We start from the raw sequence: 18843 nt of genomic DNA, 5'->3' as shown, positions 1-18843 counted from the left end.
CATCGTAGGCGGTCGGAGAAGGGGGCGCGGGGCGGTACGGGGCGGCGGAGCCGTAGCATGGCCGGACGATCGAGGGCCGAGGGGGAACTCCAGATGACGGACGCGACGCAGCCGGGCGGGGACACGGGCGCCGACGACCCCTGGGCGGCCCCGGAGGACAGGACCTCACTGGACAAGGACCGCACGTCCGGCGCCGGCCGGCCGCCGCAGTCACCGGCCACGCCGACCGTCGCCGACGGGCTGTCCGCGCCGCAGCCGCCGTCCGTGCACAACCAGCCCACCATCGCCGGGATGCCGGGTGCCGGCTTCGTCCCGCCCGCCGGGGGCATGCCCCCGGGCGGCGCCACGCCGTTCGACGCCCCGGGCTCCGCGCTGCCCCCGCCGCCCGTCGCGCCCACCGGTCCCGGCGCACCCGGCGGCTACGGATACCCCGGCTACCCGCCGGGCTACGGCTGGCCCGGCATGCCGATGCAGCGGCAGAACGGCATGGGGGTCGCGGCCATGGTGCTCGGCATCCTGGCCTGCTGCCTGTTCTGCCTCTACGGCGTGGTCTCCGTCGTCCTCGGCATCCTCGCCATCGTCTTCGGCATCAAGGGCCGCCAGAAGGCCGAGCAGGGCCTGGCCGACAACCACGGGCAGGCCCAGGCCGGCCTGATCACGGGCATCATCGGCCTCGTCCTCGGCATCGCCGTGATCGTCCTGATAGCGATCGGCGTCGTGGCCGCCATCAACAGCGAGGAGGACGGCTGGGAGGACGAGGACTACTACGGCGCCCACCGCCCGGCCGTCACCGCTCCCGCCTTCCGCTGACCAACACCGGTCGCCGAGGACCGACGGCCCGAGCCCCCGCACAGCGGGCTCGGGCCGTCGGTCCTTCGCGGGTGGGTCAGAGCGCGAGGCCCGTCAGGACCATCACCCGCTCGTAGGTGTAGTCGTCCATCGCGAACTTCACGCCCTCGCGGCCCACACCGGACTGCTTGGCGCCGCCGTACGGCATCTGGTCGGCGCGGTAGGACGGCACGTCGCCGATGACGACACCGCCGACCTCCAGGGCCCGGTGGGCCCGGAAGGCGGTCTGCAGGTCGTGCGTGAACACGCCCGCCTGGAGGCCGTACTTGGAGTCGTTGACGGCCGCGAAGGCCGCCGCCTCGCCGTCCACCTTCTGCACGGTCAGCACCGGTCCGAAGACCTCCTCGCAGGAGATCGTCGCGTCGGCCGGTACGTCGGTGAGCACGGTCGGCGCGTAGGAGGCGCCGTCGCGCTTGCCGCCGGTGTGCAGCGTGGCGCCCGCGGCGACGGCCTCGTCGACCCAGGACTCCACGCGCTGCGCGGCGGCCTCGCTCACCAGCGGGCCGACGTCGGTGGCGTCGTCGTTCGGGTCGCCGGTGACCTGCGCCTCGACGGCGGCGACGATGCGCGGCAGCAGCCGGTCGTACACCGACGCGTCGGCGATCACGCGCTGCACGGAGATGCAGGACTGGCCGCCCTGGTAGTTGGAGAAGGTCGCGATGCGCTGCGCGGCCCGGTCCAGGTCCTCGTCGCTCGCGAAGTCGGCGAGGACGACGGCCGCGCCGTTGCCGCCCAGCTCCAGGGTGCAGTGCTTGCGCGGCACCGAGTCCATGATCGCGTAGCCGACGGTCTCGGAGCCGGTGAAGGAGATGACCGGGAGGCGCTCGTCCTGGACCAGGGCGGGCATGCGGTCGTTGGGGACCGGGAGGATGCTCCAGGAGCCGGCGGGCAGCTCGGTCTCGGCGAGCAGTTCACCGAGGATCAGGCCGGAGAGGGGCGTGGCGGGCGCCGGCTTGAGGATGATCGGCGCGCCCGCGGCGATCGCGGGGGCGATCTTGTGGGCGCACAGGTTCAGCGGGAAGTTGAACGGCGCGATGCCGAGGACGACGCCCTTGGGGAAGCGGCGGGTGAAGGCGAGCCGGCCCTGGCCGCCGGCGTCGGTGTCCAGGCGCTGGGCCTCGCCGCCGTTGAAGCGGCGGGCCTCCTCGGCGGCGAAGCGGAAGACGGAGACGGCGCGGCCGACCTCTCCGCGGGCCCACTTGACCGGCTTGCCGTTCTCGGCGGAGATCAGGCGGGCGATCTCCTCGGTGCGCTCGACGAGGCGGCGGCTGACGTGGTCGAGGGCGGCGGCGCGGGTGTGGGCGGGGGTGGCGGCGAAGTCCTCGCGGACGGCGTGGGCGGCGGAGACGGCGTCTTCTACCTGGGCGTCGGTGGGGACGCTCACGGTGCCGACGGTGTGGCCGTCCCAGGGGGAGGTGACGTCGAAGGTGGTCTCGCCGGTGGCCTGGCGGCCGGCGAGCCAGAAGGCGGTGGTGGAAGTCATGTGCGGGTTCCGGCCCTTCCGCGGTTGGGGGTGTGTGGGTGGGCTGCTGGGTCCACGGTAGGGCGGAGGGCGGGGGGTGGAGTTTGGCCGAGTCGTAGTGGTGGGGGTGTGGGGGTTCTACGGTTTGGCGGGGTGGGGTGGGGGTGCGGGCTTTTGGGTTTTCGCCCCCGCCGCCCCTTCCCGTCCCGTCCCTGGGGCTGCGCCCCAGAGCCCCTTGTCCTCAAACGCCGGACGGGCTGGGAGGGAGGGGGACGGACGGGCTGGGAGGGGTCCATGGCGACCTGGAGGTCCGCAGGAGAAGGGCTGAGATTGCCGGGCCGGGTGATGGGGTTGCCCGGCCTGTCGCCGGACGGGTGGGAAGTCAGGCCTGTGGAGGCCATGTAAGACCGACGCTCACCGGCCGGCAGAGGCCCGTGAAACAGGAACCCGTGGCACCGCGGAGCAGTACGGACCGGAATCACCCGCCCCCGGGCGGATGAGGGCGTCAATCCGTTGTCGTCGCCTTCAGGGACAGCCACAGCTCCATGCGGGTGTCCGGGTCGTCCAGGGAGCGGCCGAGGATCTCCTCGACCCGGCGCATGCGGTAGCGGAGGGTGTGGCGGTGGACGCCCAGGTCGGCTGCTGCCGCGTCCCACTGGCCGTGGCGGGAGAGCCAGGCGCGGAGGGAGGCGACGAGGTCGCCGCGGCCCGTCGCGTCGTGTTCGCGCAGGGCGCGCAGCAGCCCGTCGGCGAACGCCCTGACCGCGTCGTCGGCGAGCAGCGGCAGCACTGAGCCCGCGGCCATGTGTTCGTGCTCCACCAGCACCCTCCCCCGCCGCCGTGCCACCGAGAGGGCCTGTTCGGCCTGCTTGTAGGCGGTGGACGCGGCGATCGGGCCGGCCGGTGCGGACAGTCCGACGACCAGTTCGTCGTCGTCGGCCTTGCGGGCCGCCTCCCGCGCGGCGGCGTGGTCGCAGCAGGCGGCCACGGCGGCGCCGCCGTCGCAGGCCAGTATCACCAGCCGGTTCCCCTCCGGCACGGCCAGGACCACCTCCCCGGAGCGGGCGGCGGCGGACTCCGCGACCTCGGCGAGGGCTCCGAGGGCATCCCCGTTCGCCTCGCCCCCGGCGGCCACGATGATCCGGAAGGGCGCGTCGAGAAGGCCGCCGTACAGGTCCCCGGCCACCGCGCGGGCGTGGTCCGGCTCCCCGGCGAGCAGCATGCGCAGCACGGCGGCGCCGATGCGCTGCTCGGCGGCGTGCAGCGAGCGGGAGCGTTCCGTGGTCAGGGTGAGCAGGGCGATGGCGGAGTGGACGGCGTACCGCTCGGCGGTGCCGAGGGCGGCGGCCGTGCCGACGGCGAGCGCCGCGCGGGGGCGTCGGCCGGTACCGAGGGAGTGCAGTTCGACCCGGTCCTCGTTCTCCGGTCCGGCCACGACCGAGGAGGCGGGCGCGGACCGCTCCCGCAGCCGGGTCACGTCCGGGGTGAGCCGCGCGGCGCGCCGGCCCGCCCACTCCGGTGCCGTGGCCACGACGGCGCCCGAGGCGTCGTACAGCGCGGCCCACCCGTCGACCTGCGCGGCGAGCGCGGCCAGCAGCCCCTCCGGGCCTTCGGTCAGGGCCTGTCTGGTCAGTTCCCGCTGGGCCGCGAAGCCCGCGGTCACCGCGCGGTACTGGTCGGCGGCGATGGCGGCGGACACGGCCTTGCTGATCGCGAGGAAGGGGGTGCGGCGCGGCACCTCGAGGAGTGGCAGGTCCTCCGCGCGGGCCGCGTCGACCAGGGCGTCGGGGATGTCCTCGTAGTGGACGCCGACGGCGAATCCGAGGCCCACGACTCCCGCCCCGACCAGCCGCCTCACATAGCGGCGCATCGCCTCCCGGTCCTCCGCGTCGAGTTTCAGCGCGGTGATCAGCAGGAGTTCCCCGCCCTCCATGTAGGGCACGGGGTCGGCGAGCTCACTGGCGTGCGCCCAGCGGACCGGCACGTCGAGGCGGTCCTCGCCCGCGCGCACGGTCAGCTTGAGCGCGGAGTGGTGGACGAGCGAGGCGAGCGTCGGGGGCATGGGTGCCTTGGGCCTTCGGGTCTGCGTCGGGTGTGTGAGAACTCGGTGATCTTTTGGCCGCCGCGTATGAACGGCCTGTGTCGATTCTGCCTCACTGTACGGTCCCCGGCCGCCCGGACCGGACGGCTCACCCCCGCAGGTCCACCAGCAGCGGCGGCGCGTGCTCGCCCTTGACGTCGGTCAGCGACAGCACGGCGTGCCCGGGCGGCACGGAGTGCGCCAGCTCGGAGGCGGACCACCGCTCCCGCTCGACCTGCTTCACGGTGACCGCGTCCGTGGTCACCGCCTTGCCCGTCAGCCACTTGCGCAGCGCGTGGAGGAAACGCGTCATCGGCTGGTCCGCGAAGACCGTGTGCTTGGCGATCTCCGTCGTCTCCACCCACTCGGTGCCCCAGGTCTGCGCGAACCGGTTGCCGTCCCAGGTGGTGACACCGGAGAACGCCATACGGCAGCCCACCGCGCCGTAGAGCGGTCCGTGCAGCGCCTCGGGGACGTCACCAACGGTGCGCAGGGTGAGCAGCACGCCCGCGTTCTGCGACCGCAGCCGCTGGATGCGGCGCACCGACTCCGCGGTGACCGTGTCCGTCGCGTCGTCCAGGACCAGACAGGCGAAGTGGGTGCGCCGGCTCTCGCGTACGACGGCGTGGAACTGGGCGAGGACCAGCCGGGTGATCAGCCGTCCGGCTTCCTCGTGGCCATGCTCCGGCAGGTCGATCCGCACACGGAGGGGATGGTGTGCGACCGCGCGCAGGGAGAACGGCCGACTGGGACCGCCCCCGCCGAAGAAGTCCGTGAACACCGGCCTGTTCAGCAACGCCAGCCGGTCGGCCAGGAGCTGGCCCGGATCGCCCAACGTACCGGTCTGGCGCAGCCGCGCGTCGAGCTCGCGGCGCATGACATCGTTCCCACTCGAGGCCAGCGCCTCCCGCAGCGGGGTCAGGGTCCCCTCGTCACCCTCCAGCAACTCGCGCAGCTCTGGCAGGGTGGGGAAGCGCCCCCGTACCGCGCGGAAGGGGCCGAGGAGCTGAGCCAGCGCGGTGGTGGCGCCTTGCGTGCCGACCGTGTCGAGGTCGCCGGTCAGCGCCTCGGCGAGGATCGCCGCCGCCTCGTCCGGATCGTCGGACTCGGCGTACGGATCGAGGTCGTGCACCGAGGACGGATCACCGATCCGCACGATCACGTCGAAGGCGTCGTCCCTGCCCAGGGGGTTGCCGGCGGCGGAGACGGCCACGACGGCACAGCGCCCGGTGAGCGCCTGCAGCGCGAGCGCCTCGGTCACCGGCTCAACGAGGGTGCGGGTCTTGCCGGACCCGGAGGGGCCGATGGCCAGCAGCGAGGTGCCGAGCACGTCCGGACCGAGAGCCGCCCCCGCGTCGTGGTACGGCTGGGGCGCGCGCTCGGCCGCCACCCAGCGGCCGATGCGCACCTGACCGGCGAGCAGGTCGTGACGGGCGGTCCGGTGCGGCAGGTCCCGGGCGCCGGAAGGATGCGTCCAGGCCGCGCCGCCCTGGCGCAGGACGGTGTCGCTGAAGGCCGCCAGCGTGGCGCCGCGCCGGGCGACGGCGAAGGCGTGCTCGATGCGGGCGCAGTCGACGTCGTTCGCACGGCCTTCGTTCACCTCTGCGGTGAGCACCTCCGCGGCCTCGTGCTGCCCAGCGTCGTGGAGGGCGGGCCATTGCGAGCGGGGGCGGTCGAACGCGGTCTTACCGACGGCGGTGCCCGTCGGGGGAGGCGCGAACAGCGCCTTCGCGTACGGCAGCCAGCCCCCGAGGCGGGCGAAGGGCCACAGCACGAGCAGGGTGACGACCGTGTACAGCGAGTACGTGAAGAAGGCGGAGCTCATCGGCTCGTAGCTGTCCGTGATCAACGCGGTCAGGGAGAGCAGCGGGACCAGGACCGGCAGCTCGAACCAGCCGAGGCCCGGAAACGCGTCGGGGAAGACGAAGCTGAGGATCAGGAGGGCGAGGCAGCCAGAGATCAGGAGCTGTGTCGGGCGGGGCAAGCGGTTCATGTAGTGGCGGACGATGGCACGCCAACTGCCGAGTACGCCGACTCCGAAGACGAGCGCGCCGAAGAGGAGGCCGTCGGCGACCAGCCTGGCGTGTTCCCCGGGAAGCGTCACGGTCCGGCCCTCGACCGGCCGGGGCACCAGCGACAGCTCGTACCACCAGTCATCCGGCGTGAACATCCGGAACAGGGTGCCTTTGTACGGGAAGTAGCCGCTGCTCCAGAGGGACCACACCCCGAGTGCCAGGACGACCGGGATGAACATGCCGGCGACGGTCACCGGGGCGATGCGTTCCCGGATCTCCTTGGGGCGGTGGCCGAACCGCCAGATCCCCGGGCGGGCGGCCGGCCGCTCCTCGTCGAGCCAGGCGGTGACGGGGGACTGCTGCGGAGGCGGGGGTGTGCCTGGGGCGCGGGCCGGGCGTGGGGGTGTCGCCGGGATGTCCGGGGGGTCGGCCGGGCGCGGTACGGGGTTCGCGTGCGTGCCCCGCGCGTCCTGGGTACCGTCGTCGTTCATCGCCTTGCCCCCTGAGCTGCCGCTCCATCCGCCATCAGCGAGCCAATCTAACGCCCTGACAGAGCGAGTTCACCGCATACACGGCCCGAGCTGCGGGCGGTCGTGCCTCCTCCAGTGCTTCAAGGGCCTGGAAGGCACCCCCCAGGGCGGCACGGGTGGGCGCAGCGGCACCCCGCAAGCGCGGGTGAGCACAACCCACCCCCGCTATGTCCACCAAGGACAACCCGGAACCCCCGACAACGCCCACATGGAGCATGCCCACCCCCCGCTCCCCGCCCTAGCCTGCGAGAAAAGAACGCAAGCGTCCGAAACACCCCCCAGGAGCCCCGCATGACCGCACTTCCGCAGGAGCGCCGCGTCGTCACCGCCATCCCCGGACCGAAGTCGCAGGAGCTGCAGGCCCGCCGCACTGCCGCGGTCGCGCAGGGCGTGGGCTCCGTGCTGCCCGTGTTCACCACCCGCGCGGGCGGCGGCATCATCGAGGACGTCGACGGCAACCGGCTGATCGACTTCGGTTCCGGCATCGCCGTGACCTCCGTCGGCGCCTCCGCCGAGGCCGTCGTCCGCCGTGCCTCCGCCCAGCTCGCCGACTTCACCCACACCTGCTTCATGGTCACGCCGTACGAGGGCTACGTGGCCGTCGCCGAGGCGCTCGCCGAGCTGACCCCGGGCGACCACGCCAAGAAGTCCGCGCTGTTCAACAGCGGCGCCGAGGCCGTCGAGAACGCCGTCAAGATCGCGCGTGCGTACACCAAGCGCCAGGCGGTCGTCGTGTTCGACCACGGCTACCACGGCCGTACGAACCTCACCATGGCGCTGACCGCGAAGAACATGCCGTACAAGCACGGCTTCGGCCCGTTCGCTCCCGAGGTGTACCGCGTCCCGGTCGCCTACGGCTACCGCTGGCCGACCGGCCCGGAGAACGCGGGTCCGGAGGCCGCCGCGCAGGCCATCGACCAGATCTCCAAGCAGGTCGGCGCCGAGAACGTGGCCGCGATCATCATCGAGCCGGTGCTCGGCGAGGGCGGCTTCATCGAGCCGGCCAAGGGCTTCCTGCCCGCGATCAGCCAGTTCGCCGAGGACAACGGCATCGTCTTCGTCGCCGACGAGATCCAGTCCGGCTTCTGCCGCACCGGCCAGTGGTTCGCCTGCGAGGACGAGGGCATCGTCCCGGACCTGATCACCACCGCGAAGGGCATCGCGGGCGGCCTGCCGCTCGCTGCCGTCACCGGTCGCGCCGAGATCATGGACGCCGCCCACTCCGGCGGCCTGGGCGGCACCTACGGCGGCAACCCGGTCGCCTGCGCGGGTGCGCTCGGCGCGATCGAGACGATGAAGGAGCTCGACCTCAACGCCAGGGCGAAGAACATCGAGTCCGTCATGAAGGCCCGCCTCACCGCCATGGCCGAGAAGTTCGACGTCATCGGCGACGTCCGCGGCCGGGGCGCGATGATCGCCATCGAGCTGGTCAAGGACCGCGACACCAAGGAGCCGAACCCCGAGGCGACGGCCGCGCTGGCCAAGGCCTGCCACCAGGAGGGCCTGCTGGTCCTGACCTGTGGCACCTACGGCAACGTGCTGCGCTTCCTGCCCCCGCTGGTCATCGGCGAGGACCTGCTGAACGAGGGCCTCGACATCATCGAGCAGGCGTTCGCGCGCATCTGAGCCGGCATCGGGGCAGGTGAGCCGCCTGCCCCGGACCGCCGGGGCCGACGAGCGGCAGAGCGTGTGAAGAACGTGTGCGAGGTGGATGACGGGAGCCCGTTGGCCCTGTCGCGGGGCCACCCCCTGCCGTAGGTTTCTACGCGGATGAGAGATACACCCCGCCCACAGGGGACTGTGGGTGGTTTCAGGCCGGGGCCTCCCCAGCTTCGACCTGGTCGTGCCCTCGCGCACACAACCGGGGCCTGAAGGCTTCGGGTCTCCTCATGATCGGACGGTCGCCCGCCCCAGACCCCCCGGGGCGCGCGACGTTCCGGTCCGGACGGCCATCCGGGCACCTCACACGGCAAGCCGTTCCCAGAAGGGCCAGTGCATACCCCCCCTTTGCACTGGCCCTTCGGCGTACGCCGGGCCCCACCTGCGAAGCTGTGCACCATGCTGCTGCTGGGACCGCCCGTTCTCCTCTTCGCGCTGATCACCTGGCAGGTCGTCGCCGACGGCCCGCTGGTGGGCCTCGACGAGCGGCTGAGCCGGGAGCTGGTCCATCCGGACCAGGCATCCGAACTGCTCGCCGACCTCGGCAACGTCCAGGTCGCCCTCCCCGTCCTGGCGATCGCACTGGCGTACGTCGCCTGGCGCGGACGTGCCACAGGTATGGACCGCTGGTGGCTGCCGCCCGCCGCCGGGGCCCTGGCGATGGTGCTGGTGCCGGCGCTGGTCGCGCCCCTGAAGGAGTGGACCGACCGCCCCGGCACCCCGGCCGTGCCCCCGGCGGTCGGCTATTACCCCTCCGGGCACACGGCCACCGCCGTGGTGGCGTACGGCGCGGCGACGCTGCTGCTCCTGCCGCTGCTGCGGTCGGCGGCGGTGCGTCGCCTGCTCGTCGCGGCCTGCGCCGTCCTGGTCGCCGGCGCCTCGTTCGGGCTGGTGCGCCGGGGCTACCACTGGCCGCTGGACGTGGCGGCCAGCTGGTGCCTCGGCGCGGTGCTGCTGATCTGCCTCTGGTTGTCGCTCAGCCGAAGTAGCCGTCGAACGTCCGCTGGAACTCCCAGCCGCCGAACCGGTCCCAGTTGATCGACCAGGTCATCAGCCCGCGCAGTCCGGGCCACGTCCCGTGGGTCGCGTAACTGCCGCAGTTCGTGCGCTTCGTCAGACAGTCGAGGGTCTTGGTGACCTCGGCCGGGGACACGTGCCCGTTGCCCGCGTTGGTGGTGGCCGGCATGCCGATGGCGACCTGGTCGGCGCGCAGCGGCGGGAAGACGTTGTTCGCGTCACCCGCCACCGGGAAGCCGGTGAGCAGCATGTCGGTCATGGCGATGTGGAAGTCGGCACTGCCCATCGAGTGGTACTGGTTGTCCAGGCCCATGATCGGGCCGGAGTTGTAGTCCTGGACGTGCAGCAGGGTCAGGTCGTCGCGCATGGCGTGGATGACGGGGAGGTACGCGCCCGCCCTCGGGTCCTGGCCGCCCCACTTGCCGGTGCCGTAGTACTGGTAGCCGAGCTGGACGAAGAAGGTCTCCGGGGCCATGGTCAGCACGAAGTCGTCGCCGTACTTGGCCTTGAGGGTCTTCAGGGCGGAGATCAGGTTGACGATCACCGGGGTCTTCGGGTTCCTGAAGTCCGTGTCGTCGGCGTTCAGGGAGAGGGAGTGGCCCTCGAAGTCGATGTCCAGACCGTCGAGTCCGTACTCGTCGATGATCTTCGAGACGGAGGAGACGAAGGTGTCCCGGGCGGCCGTGGTGGTGAGCTGCACCTGGCCGTTGGCGCCGCCGATGGAGATCAGCACCTTCTTCCCGGCCGCCTGCTTGGCCTTGATCGCCGCCTTGAACTCGGCGTCGCTCTCCACCCCCGGACACTCGGAGGCCGGGCACCGGTCGAAGCGGATGTCACCGGAGGTGGCCGAGGTCGGCTCGCCGAAGGCCAGGTCGATGACGTCCCAGCTCTCGGGCACGTCGGCCAGGCGGGTGTAGCCCGAGCCGTTGGCGAAGCTGGCGTGGAGGTAGCCGACCAGGGCGTGGGGCGGGAGGTCGGAGGGACCGCCGCCGGAGTCGGGGGCGCCCGTCGTCGCGGTCACGGTGGCCGAACGGGCCGACTCGCCCGCGTCGTTCACGGCCGCGACCTGGAAGGCGTACGCCGTCGAGGGCGACAGTCCGGTCACGGTGGCCGAAGTGCCGCTGACGCTCTGGACCTCGGTGCCGTCGCGGTAGACGGCGTAGCCGGTGGCGCCGGCGACCGGTGCCCAGGACAGGGCCACGCTGGTCGAGGTGACGGTGCCCGTCCTGAGGCCGGTGGGCGGGGCGGGCGGCTGGCCGGTCTCGCCGCCGGGGCCGACCAGGGTGATGTCGTCGGCGTGGTAGGCGCCGGTGCCGTACCAGCCGTGGGTGTAGATGGTGACGCGGGTGGTGGAGGGGCCGGTGCGGAAGGTGGTGGTGAGCCGCTGCCAGTCGGGGGCCGACTGGGCCCAGGTGGAGACGTCGGTGGTGCCGGTGCCGCTCGCGCCGAGGTAGACGTAGCTGCCCCGGACGTGACCGGAGAGCGTGTACTGGGAGTCGGGTTTCACGGTGACGGTCTGCGCGCAGCGGGCGTTGTCGGCGCCCGCCGGGGTCGCCTTCAGCGCCGAACCGCCACTGTGCACCGGTGAGTTGACGGTCGTACCGGCCGTACAGCTCCAGCCGTCGAGGCCGGACTCGAAGCCGCCGTTCCTGGCGAGGTCCGCGTCGGCCGCGCGGGCGGCCGACGACAGCGCGGTCATACCGGTGGTGGCGAGGGCGGTGGCGGTGAGCAGCGCCACGAGGGGCCGGCGCGCGAGGGGTCTGGAGCGGTCCACAAGGGCCTCCGGGCAGGGGGGAATTGGAGGGTGGAGCGCGCTCAATTTGGTCCAGACCAATTCGGTTGTCAAGCCCCCGCGCGGCTCAGCTGTCGAAGCCGAGACCCAATCGGTCCATCGTCCGCAGCCACAGATTGCGCCGCCCGCCCCGCGCGTCCGCCCTGGCCAGCGACCACTTGGTGAGGGCGATGCCGGTCCAGGCGAACGGCTCCGGCGGGAACGGCAGCGGCTTCCTGCGCACCATCTCCAGCTCCGTGCGCTCCGTCCGTTCCCCCGCCAGCAGGTCCAGCATCACCTCGGCCCCGAAGCGGGTGGCGCCGACGCCGAGGCCGGTGTAGCCCGCCGCGTACGCCACCTTCCCCGTGTACGCCGTGCCGAAGAACGCCGAGAAGCGGGAGCAGGTGTCGATCGCGCCGCCCCAGGCGTGGGTGAAGCGCACACCCTCCAACTGCGGGAAGCAGGTGAAGAAGTGCCCGGCGAGCTTGGCGTACGTCTCCGGCCGGTCGTCGTACTCGGCGCGCACCCGGCCGCCGTACGGATAGACCGCGTCGTAGCCGCCCCACAGGATCCGGTTGTCGGCGGAGAGCCGGAAGTAGTGGAACTGGTTGGCGCTGTCCCCGAGACCCTGGCGGTTCTTCCAGCCGATGGACGCCAGTTGGTCGGCGGTGAGCGGCTCCGTCATCAGGGCGTAGTCGTAGACCGGGACGGTGTAGGAGCGGACCCGTCTGACCAGGCTGGGGAAGACGTTGGTGCCGAGCGCCACCGCGCGGGCGCGGATCCGCCCGTACGGGGTGCGTACGGCCATGCCGGTGCCGTACGGCTTCAGGGTGAGCGCGGGGGTGTGCTCGTACACGCGGACGCCGAGGTCGATGCAGGCCCGCTTCAGTCCCCAGGCCAGTCTGGCCGGGTGGAGCATGGCCACGCCCCGGCGGTCGTACAGCCCGGCCTGGAAGGTCGGGGAGTTCACCTGTTCCCGTACGGCGTCGGCGTCCAGGTACTCGATGCCGTCGGCGTGGCCCTTGGCGCGGATCTCCTCGTACCAGTCCTTGAGCTCCCACGCCTGGTAGGGCTCGGTGGCGACGTCGATCTCGCCGGAGCGCTCGAAGTCGCAGTCGATGGAGTGGCGGGCGACCGTCTCCTCGATGGCGTCGAGGTTGCGGGCGCCCAGCCGCTCCAGGGTGTGGATCTCGTCCGGCCAGCGGGTCAGCCCGTTGGGCAGGCCGTGGGTGAGGGAGGCGGCGCAGAATCCGCCGTTGCGGCCGGAGGCGGCCCAGCCCACCTCGCGGCCCTCCACCAGCACGACGTCCCGTGAGGGGTCGCGCTCCTTGGCGACCAGCGCGGTCCACAGTCCGCTGTAGCCGCCGCCGACGACCAGCAGGTCGCAGGTCTCGGCGCCGGTGAGGGCGGGTTCGGGGCCGGGCCTGCCGGGGTCGTCCAGCCAGTAGGAAGCCGGCCGGGCTTCGGAAAGGGATTTCGTCCAACGGCTCATGGCGCCAGGGGCCATGATTTCAACTCCCTACAGTGCTTTTTTATGCCTTCTGCCGGTTGCGGCGATTGCCGATCACCATGGAGACCAGTACCAGCAGGACGGCGATGACGAACATGGCCGTACCGATCACATTGACCTGCACGGGAGTTCCGCGCTGTGCGGAGCCCCAGACGAACATCGGGAAGGTGACGGTCGAGCCGGCGTTGAAGTTGGTGATGATGAAATCGTCGAAGGAGAGCGCGAAGGCGAGCAGCGCGCCCGCCGCGATGCCGGGGGCGGCGATCGGCAGCGTGACCCGGACGAACGTCTGGAACGGGCCGGCGTACAGGTCCTGCGCGGCCTGCTCCAGCCTCGGGTCCATCGACATCACGCGCGCCTTCACGGCGACCACGACGAAGCTGAGGCAGAACATGATGTGGGCGATCAGGATCGTCCAGAAGCCCAGTTGAGCACCCATGTTGAGGAACAGGGTGAGCAGCGAGGCCGCCATGACCACCTCGGGCATCGCCATCGGCAGGAAGATCAGCGAGTTCACGGCACCGCGGGCGCGGAAGCGGTAGCGGACCAGCGCGAAGGCGATCATCGTGCCGAGCAGGGTGGCGCCGAGCGTCGCCCACAGGGCGAGCTGGAGGCTGAGCGACAGCGAGGCGCACAGCCCGGAGACACCGCACGGATCCTTCCACGCCTCCGTGGAGAACTCCTGCCACGTGTAATTGAAGCGCCCCTTCGGATTGTTGAAGGAGAACACGGTGACGACGACGTTCGGCAGGAGGAGATACGCGAGAGTCAGCAGTCCCGCGATGACGACGAGGCGGCGCTTGAACCAATTGACGAAGGTCATTTAAACCAGATCCTCCGTGCCGGACTTGCGGATGTAGAGCGTGACGATGACGAGGATCGCGGCCATCAGGATGAACGAGAGTGCCGCGGCCGTCGGATAGTCGAGAATCCGCAGGAATTGCGACTGGATGACATTGCCGACCATGCGGGTGTCGGTCGAGCCGAGCAGATCCGAGTTGATGTAGTCGCCGGACGCCGGGATGAAGGTCAGCAGCGTGCCGGAGACCACGCCCGGCATCGACAGCGGGAAGGTGACCCTGCGGAAGGTGGTCGACGGCCTGGCGTACAGGTCGTTCGCCGCCTCGTGCAGCCGGGGGTCGATGCGCTCCAGGGAGGTGTAGAGCGGCAGGATCATGAACGGCAGGAAGTTGTACGTCAGACCGCACACCACCGCGAGCGGCGTGGCGAGCACCCGGTCGCCGGCGGTCCAGCCGAGCCAGGCCGTGACGTCCAGGACGTGCAGGGTGTTCAGGGCGTCGACCACCGGGCCGCCGTCGGCGAGGATCGTCTTCCAGGCGAGCGTGCGGATCAGGAAGCTGGTGAAGAAAGGCGCGATCACCAGGATCATGATCAGGTTCCGCCAGCGTCCCGCGCGGAAGGCGATCAGATACGCCAGCGGGTAGCCGAGCAGCAGGCACAGCACGGTCGCGGAGGCCGCGTAGAGCACCGAGCGGACGAACTGCGGCCAGTAGTCGGACAGCGCGTCCCAGTAGGTGGCGAAGTGCCAGGTGACCTCGTAACCCTCCTCCAGGGAGCCCGTCTGCACGGACGTGGAGGCCTGGTAGATCACCGGCAGCGCGAAGAACACGAACAGCCACAGCAGACCGGGCAGCAGGAGCAGATACGGCGTCCAGCGGCCCCTTTTGCGTGGTGTGCGCGGTGGTTTCGTCTCCGGGGCGGGCGCCAGGGGTGGCGCCTCGGTGACCGTGGCCATCAGGCGACCTCTTCCTCGCCGGTCTCGACGCCCGCGTCGATGTCCTGCGCCGCGTCCAGGCCGAAGGTGTGCGCCGGGTTCCAGTGCAGGACCACCTCGGCGCCGGGCACCAGCCGGGCGTCGCGGTCGATGTTCTGGACGTAGACCTCGAAGTCGGAGCAGACCGGGCTGTCGACGACGAACTGCGTGGAGACGCCGATGAAGCTGGATTCGGCGATCCGGCCGGTGATGCGGTTGCGGCCCTCGGGTATCTCGCCGGCGTCGTCGGCGTGGGTGAGGGAGATCTTCTCCGGGCGCACCCCGACCAGCACCTTGCCGCCGGCCGTCGTGGGCGCGCTGTTACGGGCCCCGGGCAGGACCAGCTTGCCGCCGCCCGCCTTGAGGACGATCTCGTCGCCGGACTTGGTGTCGACCTCGGCCTCGATGAAGTTGGAGGTGCCGAGGAAGTTGGCGACGAACGTGGTGCGCGGGTTCTCGTACAGGTCGGTGGGCGAGCCGAGCTGCTCGACGCGGCCGGCGTTCATCACGGCGACCGTGTCGGCCATGGTCATGGCCTCCTCCTGGTCGTGCGTGACGTGCACGAAGGTGATGCCGACCTCGGTCTGGATGCGCTTGAGCTCAAGCTGCATCTGGCGGCGCAGCTTCAGGTCGAGGGCGCCGAGCGGCTCGTCCAGCAGCAGCACCTTGGGGTGGTTGATCAGCGCTCGGGCCACCGCGACGCGCTGCTGCTGGCCGCCGGAGAGCTGGTGCGGCTTCTTGCGGGCCTGCTCGCCGAGCTGGACCAGCTCCAGCATCTCCTCGACCTGCTTCTTCACGCTCTTGATGCCGCGCCGGCGCAGACCGAAGGCGACGTTCTCGAAGATGTCGAGGTGCGGGAAGAGGGCGTAGGACTGGAAGACCGTGTTCACCGGCCGCTTGTACGGCGGCAGCGCGGTGACGTCCTGGTCGCCGAGGTGGACGGTGCCGCTCGTGGGCTCCTCCAGGCCGGCGATCATCCGCAGGGTGGTGGTCTTGCCGCAGCCGGACGCGCCGAGCAGGGCGAAGAAGGAGCCCTGTGGGACGGTCAGGTCCAGGGGATGTACGGCGGTGAAGGAGCCGTACGTCTTGCCGATGCCGGTGAGGCGGACGTCCCCGCCGCCGTGGCCGGCCGTGGTGGTGTCTTTGGTCGTCTTCATCTCGTCACGCCCCAGTGAGCTTCGCGAACTTCTCTTCGAATTCCGTCTCTTCCTTGGAGCTCAGGGAGCGGAAGGCACGGGACTTGGCCTGCATGGCCTGGTCGGGGAGGATCAGCGGGTTGTTCGCCGCGTCCTCGTCGATCTTCGCGAGCTCGTCCTTCACTCCCTCGACCGGGCAGACGAAGTTGATGTAGGCGGCGAGTTCCGCGGCCGCCTTCGGCTCGAAGTAGTAGTCGATCAGCCGCTCGGCGTTGGCCTTGTGACGGGCCTTGTTGGGGACCAGCAGGTTGTCGCTGGACATCATGTAGCCGCTGTCGGGGATCAGGAAGTCGATGTCCGGGTTGTCCGCCTTGAGCTGGACGACGTCCCCGGCCCAGGCCACACAGGCGGCGAAATCGCCCTTGCTGATGTCCGCGGTGTAGTCGTTGCCGGTGAAGCGGCGGATCTGGCCCTTGTCGACGGCCTTCTGGAGCCGGGCGAGCGCCGCGTCGTAGTCGTCCGCGGTGAACTTCTCCGGCTCCTTGCCCATGTCGAGCAGGGTCAGGCCCATGGTGTCGCGCATCTCGGTGAGCAGTCCGACCCGGCCCTTGAGCTTCGGGTTGTCCAGCAGGTCGGAGAGGGTCCTCACCTCGACGCCGTCGAGCGCCTTCTTGTTGTAGGCGATGACGGTCGCGATGCCCTGCCAGGGGTAGGAGTAGGCGCGGCCCGGGTCCCAGTCGGGGCTGCGGAACTGGGGCGACAGGTTGGCGAAGGCGTTCGGGAGGTTGGCCGGATCCAGCTTCTGGACCCAGCCGAGGCGGATCAGACGGGCGGCCAGCCAGTCGGTGAGGACGATGATGTCGCGGCCGGTGTCCTGGCCCGCGGCGAGCTGCGGCTTGATCTTGCCGAAGAACTCGGTGTTGTCGTTGATGTCCTCGGTGTACTTGACCTTGATGCCGGTGCGTTCCGTGAACGCGTCCAGCGTGGGGTGCGCGCGTCCGCTGTCGTCGACGTCCATGTACTCGGTCCAGTTGGAGAAGTTGACGGACTTCTCCTCCTTCGAGTGGTCCTCCGCCGAGACGCCGCCCTGGGTGTTGCCGGCCGCGGGGATGCCGCAGCCGCTCAGCGCGCCGAGTCCGCCGGCCGCGAGCGCGCCGCCCGCGGAGGCGCGCAGCAGGGAACGGCGGGACAGGGCCGCCCTGCCGGTGCGGAAGCTGCGCCGCATGGCGGCCACCTGGGCCGGTGAGAGGCGGTCGGGCTCGTACTGCTCCATGCGCGTGGTGCCCTTTCGGGAGAGTGTGGCCGCGGGTCGGGCGGCCTGGCTGCTATCGGTCCCCGAAGACGGTGCGGTGCCAGTCCTTGCGGACCACCGCGGTGTTGTCGAACATGACGTGCTTGAGCTGCGTGTACTCCTCGAACGAGTAGGCGGACATGTCCTTGCCGAAGCCGGACGCCTTGTGCCCGCCGTGCGGCATCTCGCTGATGATCGGGATGTGGTCGTTGATCCACACGCACCCGGCCTTGATCTCGCGGGTGGCGCGGCCCGTGCGGTACACGTCCCGGCTCCAGGCGGAGGCGGCGAGTCCGTACGGGGTGTCGTTGGCCAGCGCGATGCCCTCGTCGTCGGTGTCGAAGGGCAGGACGACCAGCACCGGACCGAAGATCTCGGACTGCACGACCTCGCTGTCCTGCGGTGCGCCGGCGATGAGGGTGGGGCGATAGTACGCGCCGTCTCTCAGCTCGCCCAGGGGTGCCTCGCCGCCGGTCACCACGCGCGCGTAGGCACGCGCCCGGTCGACGAAACCGGCCACCCGGTCGCGCTGGACGTGCGAGACCATCGGGCCGAGGTCGGTGCCGGGGGCGAACGGGTCGCCGAGCCGGACGGTCTCCATCAGGGCGGCGGTGCGCTCGACGAACGCCTCGTAGAGCGGGCGCTGCACGTACGCGCGCGTGGCGGCCGTGCAGTCCTGGCCGGTGTTGATCAGCGCGCCCGCGACCGCGCCGTTGACGGCGGCGTCGAGGTCGGCGTCGTCGAAGACGACGAAGGGGGCCTTGCCGCCCAGCTCCAGGTGGAGGCGCTTGACGGTGGCGGTGGCGATCTCGGCGACCCGCTTGCCGACGGCGGTGGAGCCGGTGAAGGAGGTCATGGCCACGTCGGGGTGGCCGACCAGGTGCTCGCCCGCCTCCCTGCCGGTGCCGGTGACGATGTTGATCACACCGTCCGGGATTCCGGCGTCGGTGGCGGCCTGGGCGAAGAGGAGCGAGGTCAGCGGGGTGAGCTCGGCGGGCTTGAGGACGATGGTGTTGCCCGCGGCGATCGCCGGGAGGATCTTCCAGGCGGCCATCTGGAGCGGATAGTTCCAGGGGGCGACGGAGCCCACGACACCGATCGGCTCGCGGCGGACGTAGGAGGTGTGGTCGCCGGAGTACTCGCCGGCCGACTGGCCCTGGAGGTGACGGGCGGCACCGGCGAAGAAGGCGATGTTGTCGATCGTGCCCGGTACGTCGAACTCGCGGCTCAGCTTCAGGGGCTTGCCGCACTGCAGTGACTCCGCGCGGGCGAAGTCCTCCGCGCGGTCGGCGACGACGGCGGCGAACCGGTGCAGGGCGTCGGACCGCTCACCGGGAGTGGCGCCGGCCCACGCCGGAAACGCCTCCCGCGCGGCGGCGACGGCCGCGTCGACGTCGTCGGGGCCGGCGAGTTCGTATGTGTACACCTCCGCGCCGGTGGCCGGGTCGACGACCGTGTGGGTACGGCCCGAGGTGCCCTTCGCCGGACGGCCCGCGATGAACTGCGCGCCGTCCGCGAACCGGTCCTGGGCGGGAAACCGTTCCGGGGTGGTGCTGCCCGGGTTGTGCATGTCGCTCTCCTCCGTGTCCCCGAGGGGGGCGGCGTGGCTCCAGCTCGATTTGAGTGCCGATCCTGACAGAACGAGTGGGCTCCAACAAGTGATTCCGTTGTTGCCTTTTGGTTACGCGACGGAATCTGTCGACCAGGTGTCGAGTAGCCACGGAAAAGGCAGGACGGAGTGTCAGTGGT

Annotated in this window: 13 protein-coding genes; 3 read left to right on the top strand and 10 right to left on the bottom strand. The window is 71.1% G+C overall.

The window, feature by feature from the left end; all coding sequences use genetic code 11:
* The first annotated feature begins 93 nt into the window (after positions 1-93).
* On the top strand, positions 94-810 hold the full coding sequence (locus AMK33_RS34720; RefSeq protein WP_073936998.1) for a DUF4190 domain-containing protein: 717 nt from the start codon (positions 94-96) through the stop codon (positions 808-810).
* Positions 811-886: 76 nt separating this feature from the next.
* Here the strand turns inward: AMK33_RS34720 and AMK33_RS34715 are convergent, their stop codons facing one another.
* From AMK33_RS34715 to AMK33_RS34705, 3 genes are all read right to left on the bottom strand, one after another.
* Entirely contained in the window at positions 887-2332 is a 1446-nt protein-coding gene (locus AMK33_RS34715; protein ID WP_073936997.1) for an aldehyde dehydrogenase family protein, read from the bottom strand.
* A gap of 484 nt (positions 2333-2816) precedes the next feature.
* Positions 2817-4373: a PucR family transcriptional regulator gene (locus AMK33_RS34710; protein ID WP_073936996.1), complete on the bottom strand. Its 1557-nt coding sequence runs from the start codon at positions 4371-4373 to the stop codon at positions 2817-2819.
* 127 nt (positions 4374-4500) lie between these two features.
* Positions 4501-6897, bottom strand: coding sequence for an ATP/GTP-binding protein (locus AMK33_RS34705; protein WP_073936995.1), 2397 nt, complete (start codon positions 6895-6897; stop codon positions 4501-4503).
* A gap of 330 nt (positions 6898-7227) precedes the next feature.
* Between AMK33_RS34705 and gabT the strand changes: the two genes are divergently transcribed.
* Both gabT and AMK33_RS34695 read left to right on the top strand, forming a co-directional pair.
* Positions 7228-8562 carry a 4-aminobutyrate--2-oxoglutarate transaminase gene (gene gabT, locus AMK33_RS34700; protein WP_073936994.1) on the top strand — a complete coding sequence of 445 codons (1335 nt, stop codon included), beginning with the start codon at positions 7228-7230 and terminating at the stop codon, positions 8560-8562.
* A gap of 432 nt (positions 8563-8994) precedes the next feature.
* On the top strand, positions 8995-9633 hold the full coding sequence (locus tag AMK33_RS34695; protein WP_073936993.1) for a phosphatase PAP2 family protein: 639 nt from the start codon (positions 8995-8997) through the stop codon (positions 9631-9633).
* Here AMK33_RS34695 and AMK33_RS34690 read toward each other — a convergent pair.
* The 7 genes from AMK33_RS34690 to AMK33_RS34660 form a co-directional block, all read right to left on the bottom strand.
* On the bottom strand, positions 9572-11386 hold the full coding sequence (locus AMK33_RS34690) for a chitinase (protein ID WP_073936992.1): 1815 nt from the start codon (positions 11384-11386) through the stop codon (positions 9572-9574). The two genes, AMK33_RS34695 and AMK33_RS34690, sit on opposite strands and share 62 nt — an antisense overlap.
* 85 nt (positions 11387-11471) lie before the next feature.
* Entirely contained in the window at positions 11472-12890 is a 1419-nt protein-coding gene (locus AMK33_RS34685; RefSeq protein WP_073936991.1) for an NAD(P)/FAD-dependent oxidoreductase, read from the bottom strand.
* Positions 12891-12915: 25 nt separating this feature from the next.
* Positions 12916-13716, bottom strand: a complete 801-nt coding sequence (locus AMK33_RS34680; RefSeq protein WP_073936990.1) for an ABC transporter permease — start codon at positions 13714-13716, stop codon at positions 12916-12918.
* Entirely contained in the window at positions 13717-14649 is a 933-nt protein-coding gene (locus tag AMK33_RS34675; protein WP_073936989.1) for an ABC transporter permease, read from the bottom strand.
* A complete protein-coding gene (locus AMK33_RS34670) occupies positions 14649-15824 on the bottom strand; it encodes an ABC transporter ATP-binding protein (protein WP_073936988.1) in 1176 nt (391 codons plus the stop codon). The genes AMK33_RS34675 and AMK33_RS34670 overlap by 1 nt, the downstream gene beginning before the upstream one ends.
* Positions 15825-15828: 4 nt before the next feature.
* Positions 15829-17076 carry a polyamine ABC transporter substrate-binding protein gene (locus AMK33_RS34665; RefSeq protein ID WP_073936987.1) on the bottom strand — a complete coding sequence of 416 codons (1248 nt, stop codon included), beginning with the start codon at positions 17074-17076 and terminating at the stop codon, positions 15829-15831.
* Between the two features lie 52 nt (positions 17077-17128).
* The gene (locus AMK33_RS34660) at positions 17129-18664 is read right to left on the bottom strand and encodes a gamma-aminobutyraldehyde dehydrogenase (RefSeq protein WP_073936986.1); all 1536 of its coding nucleotides are present in this window, start codon (positions 18662-18664) and stop codon (positions 17129-17131) included.
* Between the last annotated feature and the right edge of the window lie 179 nt (positions 18665-18843).

Source organism: Streptomyces sp. CB02400 (assembly GCF_001905725.1).
Lineage (GTDB): Bacteria > Actinomycetota > Actinomycetes > Streptomycetales > Streptomycetaceae > Streptomyces > Streptomyces atrovirens.
Note: the sequence above shows the minus strand (reverse complement) of the source record. Positions and strands in the feature narration are given on the sequence as shown.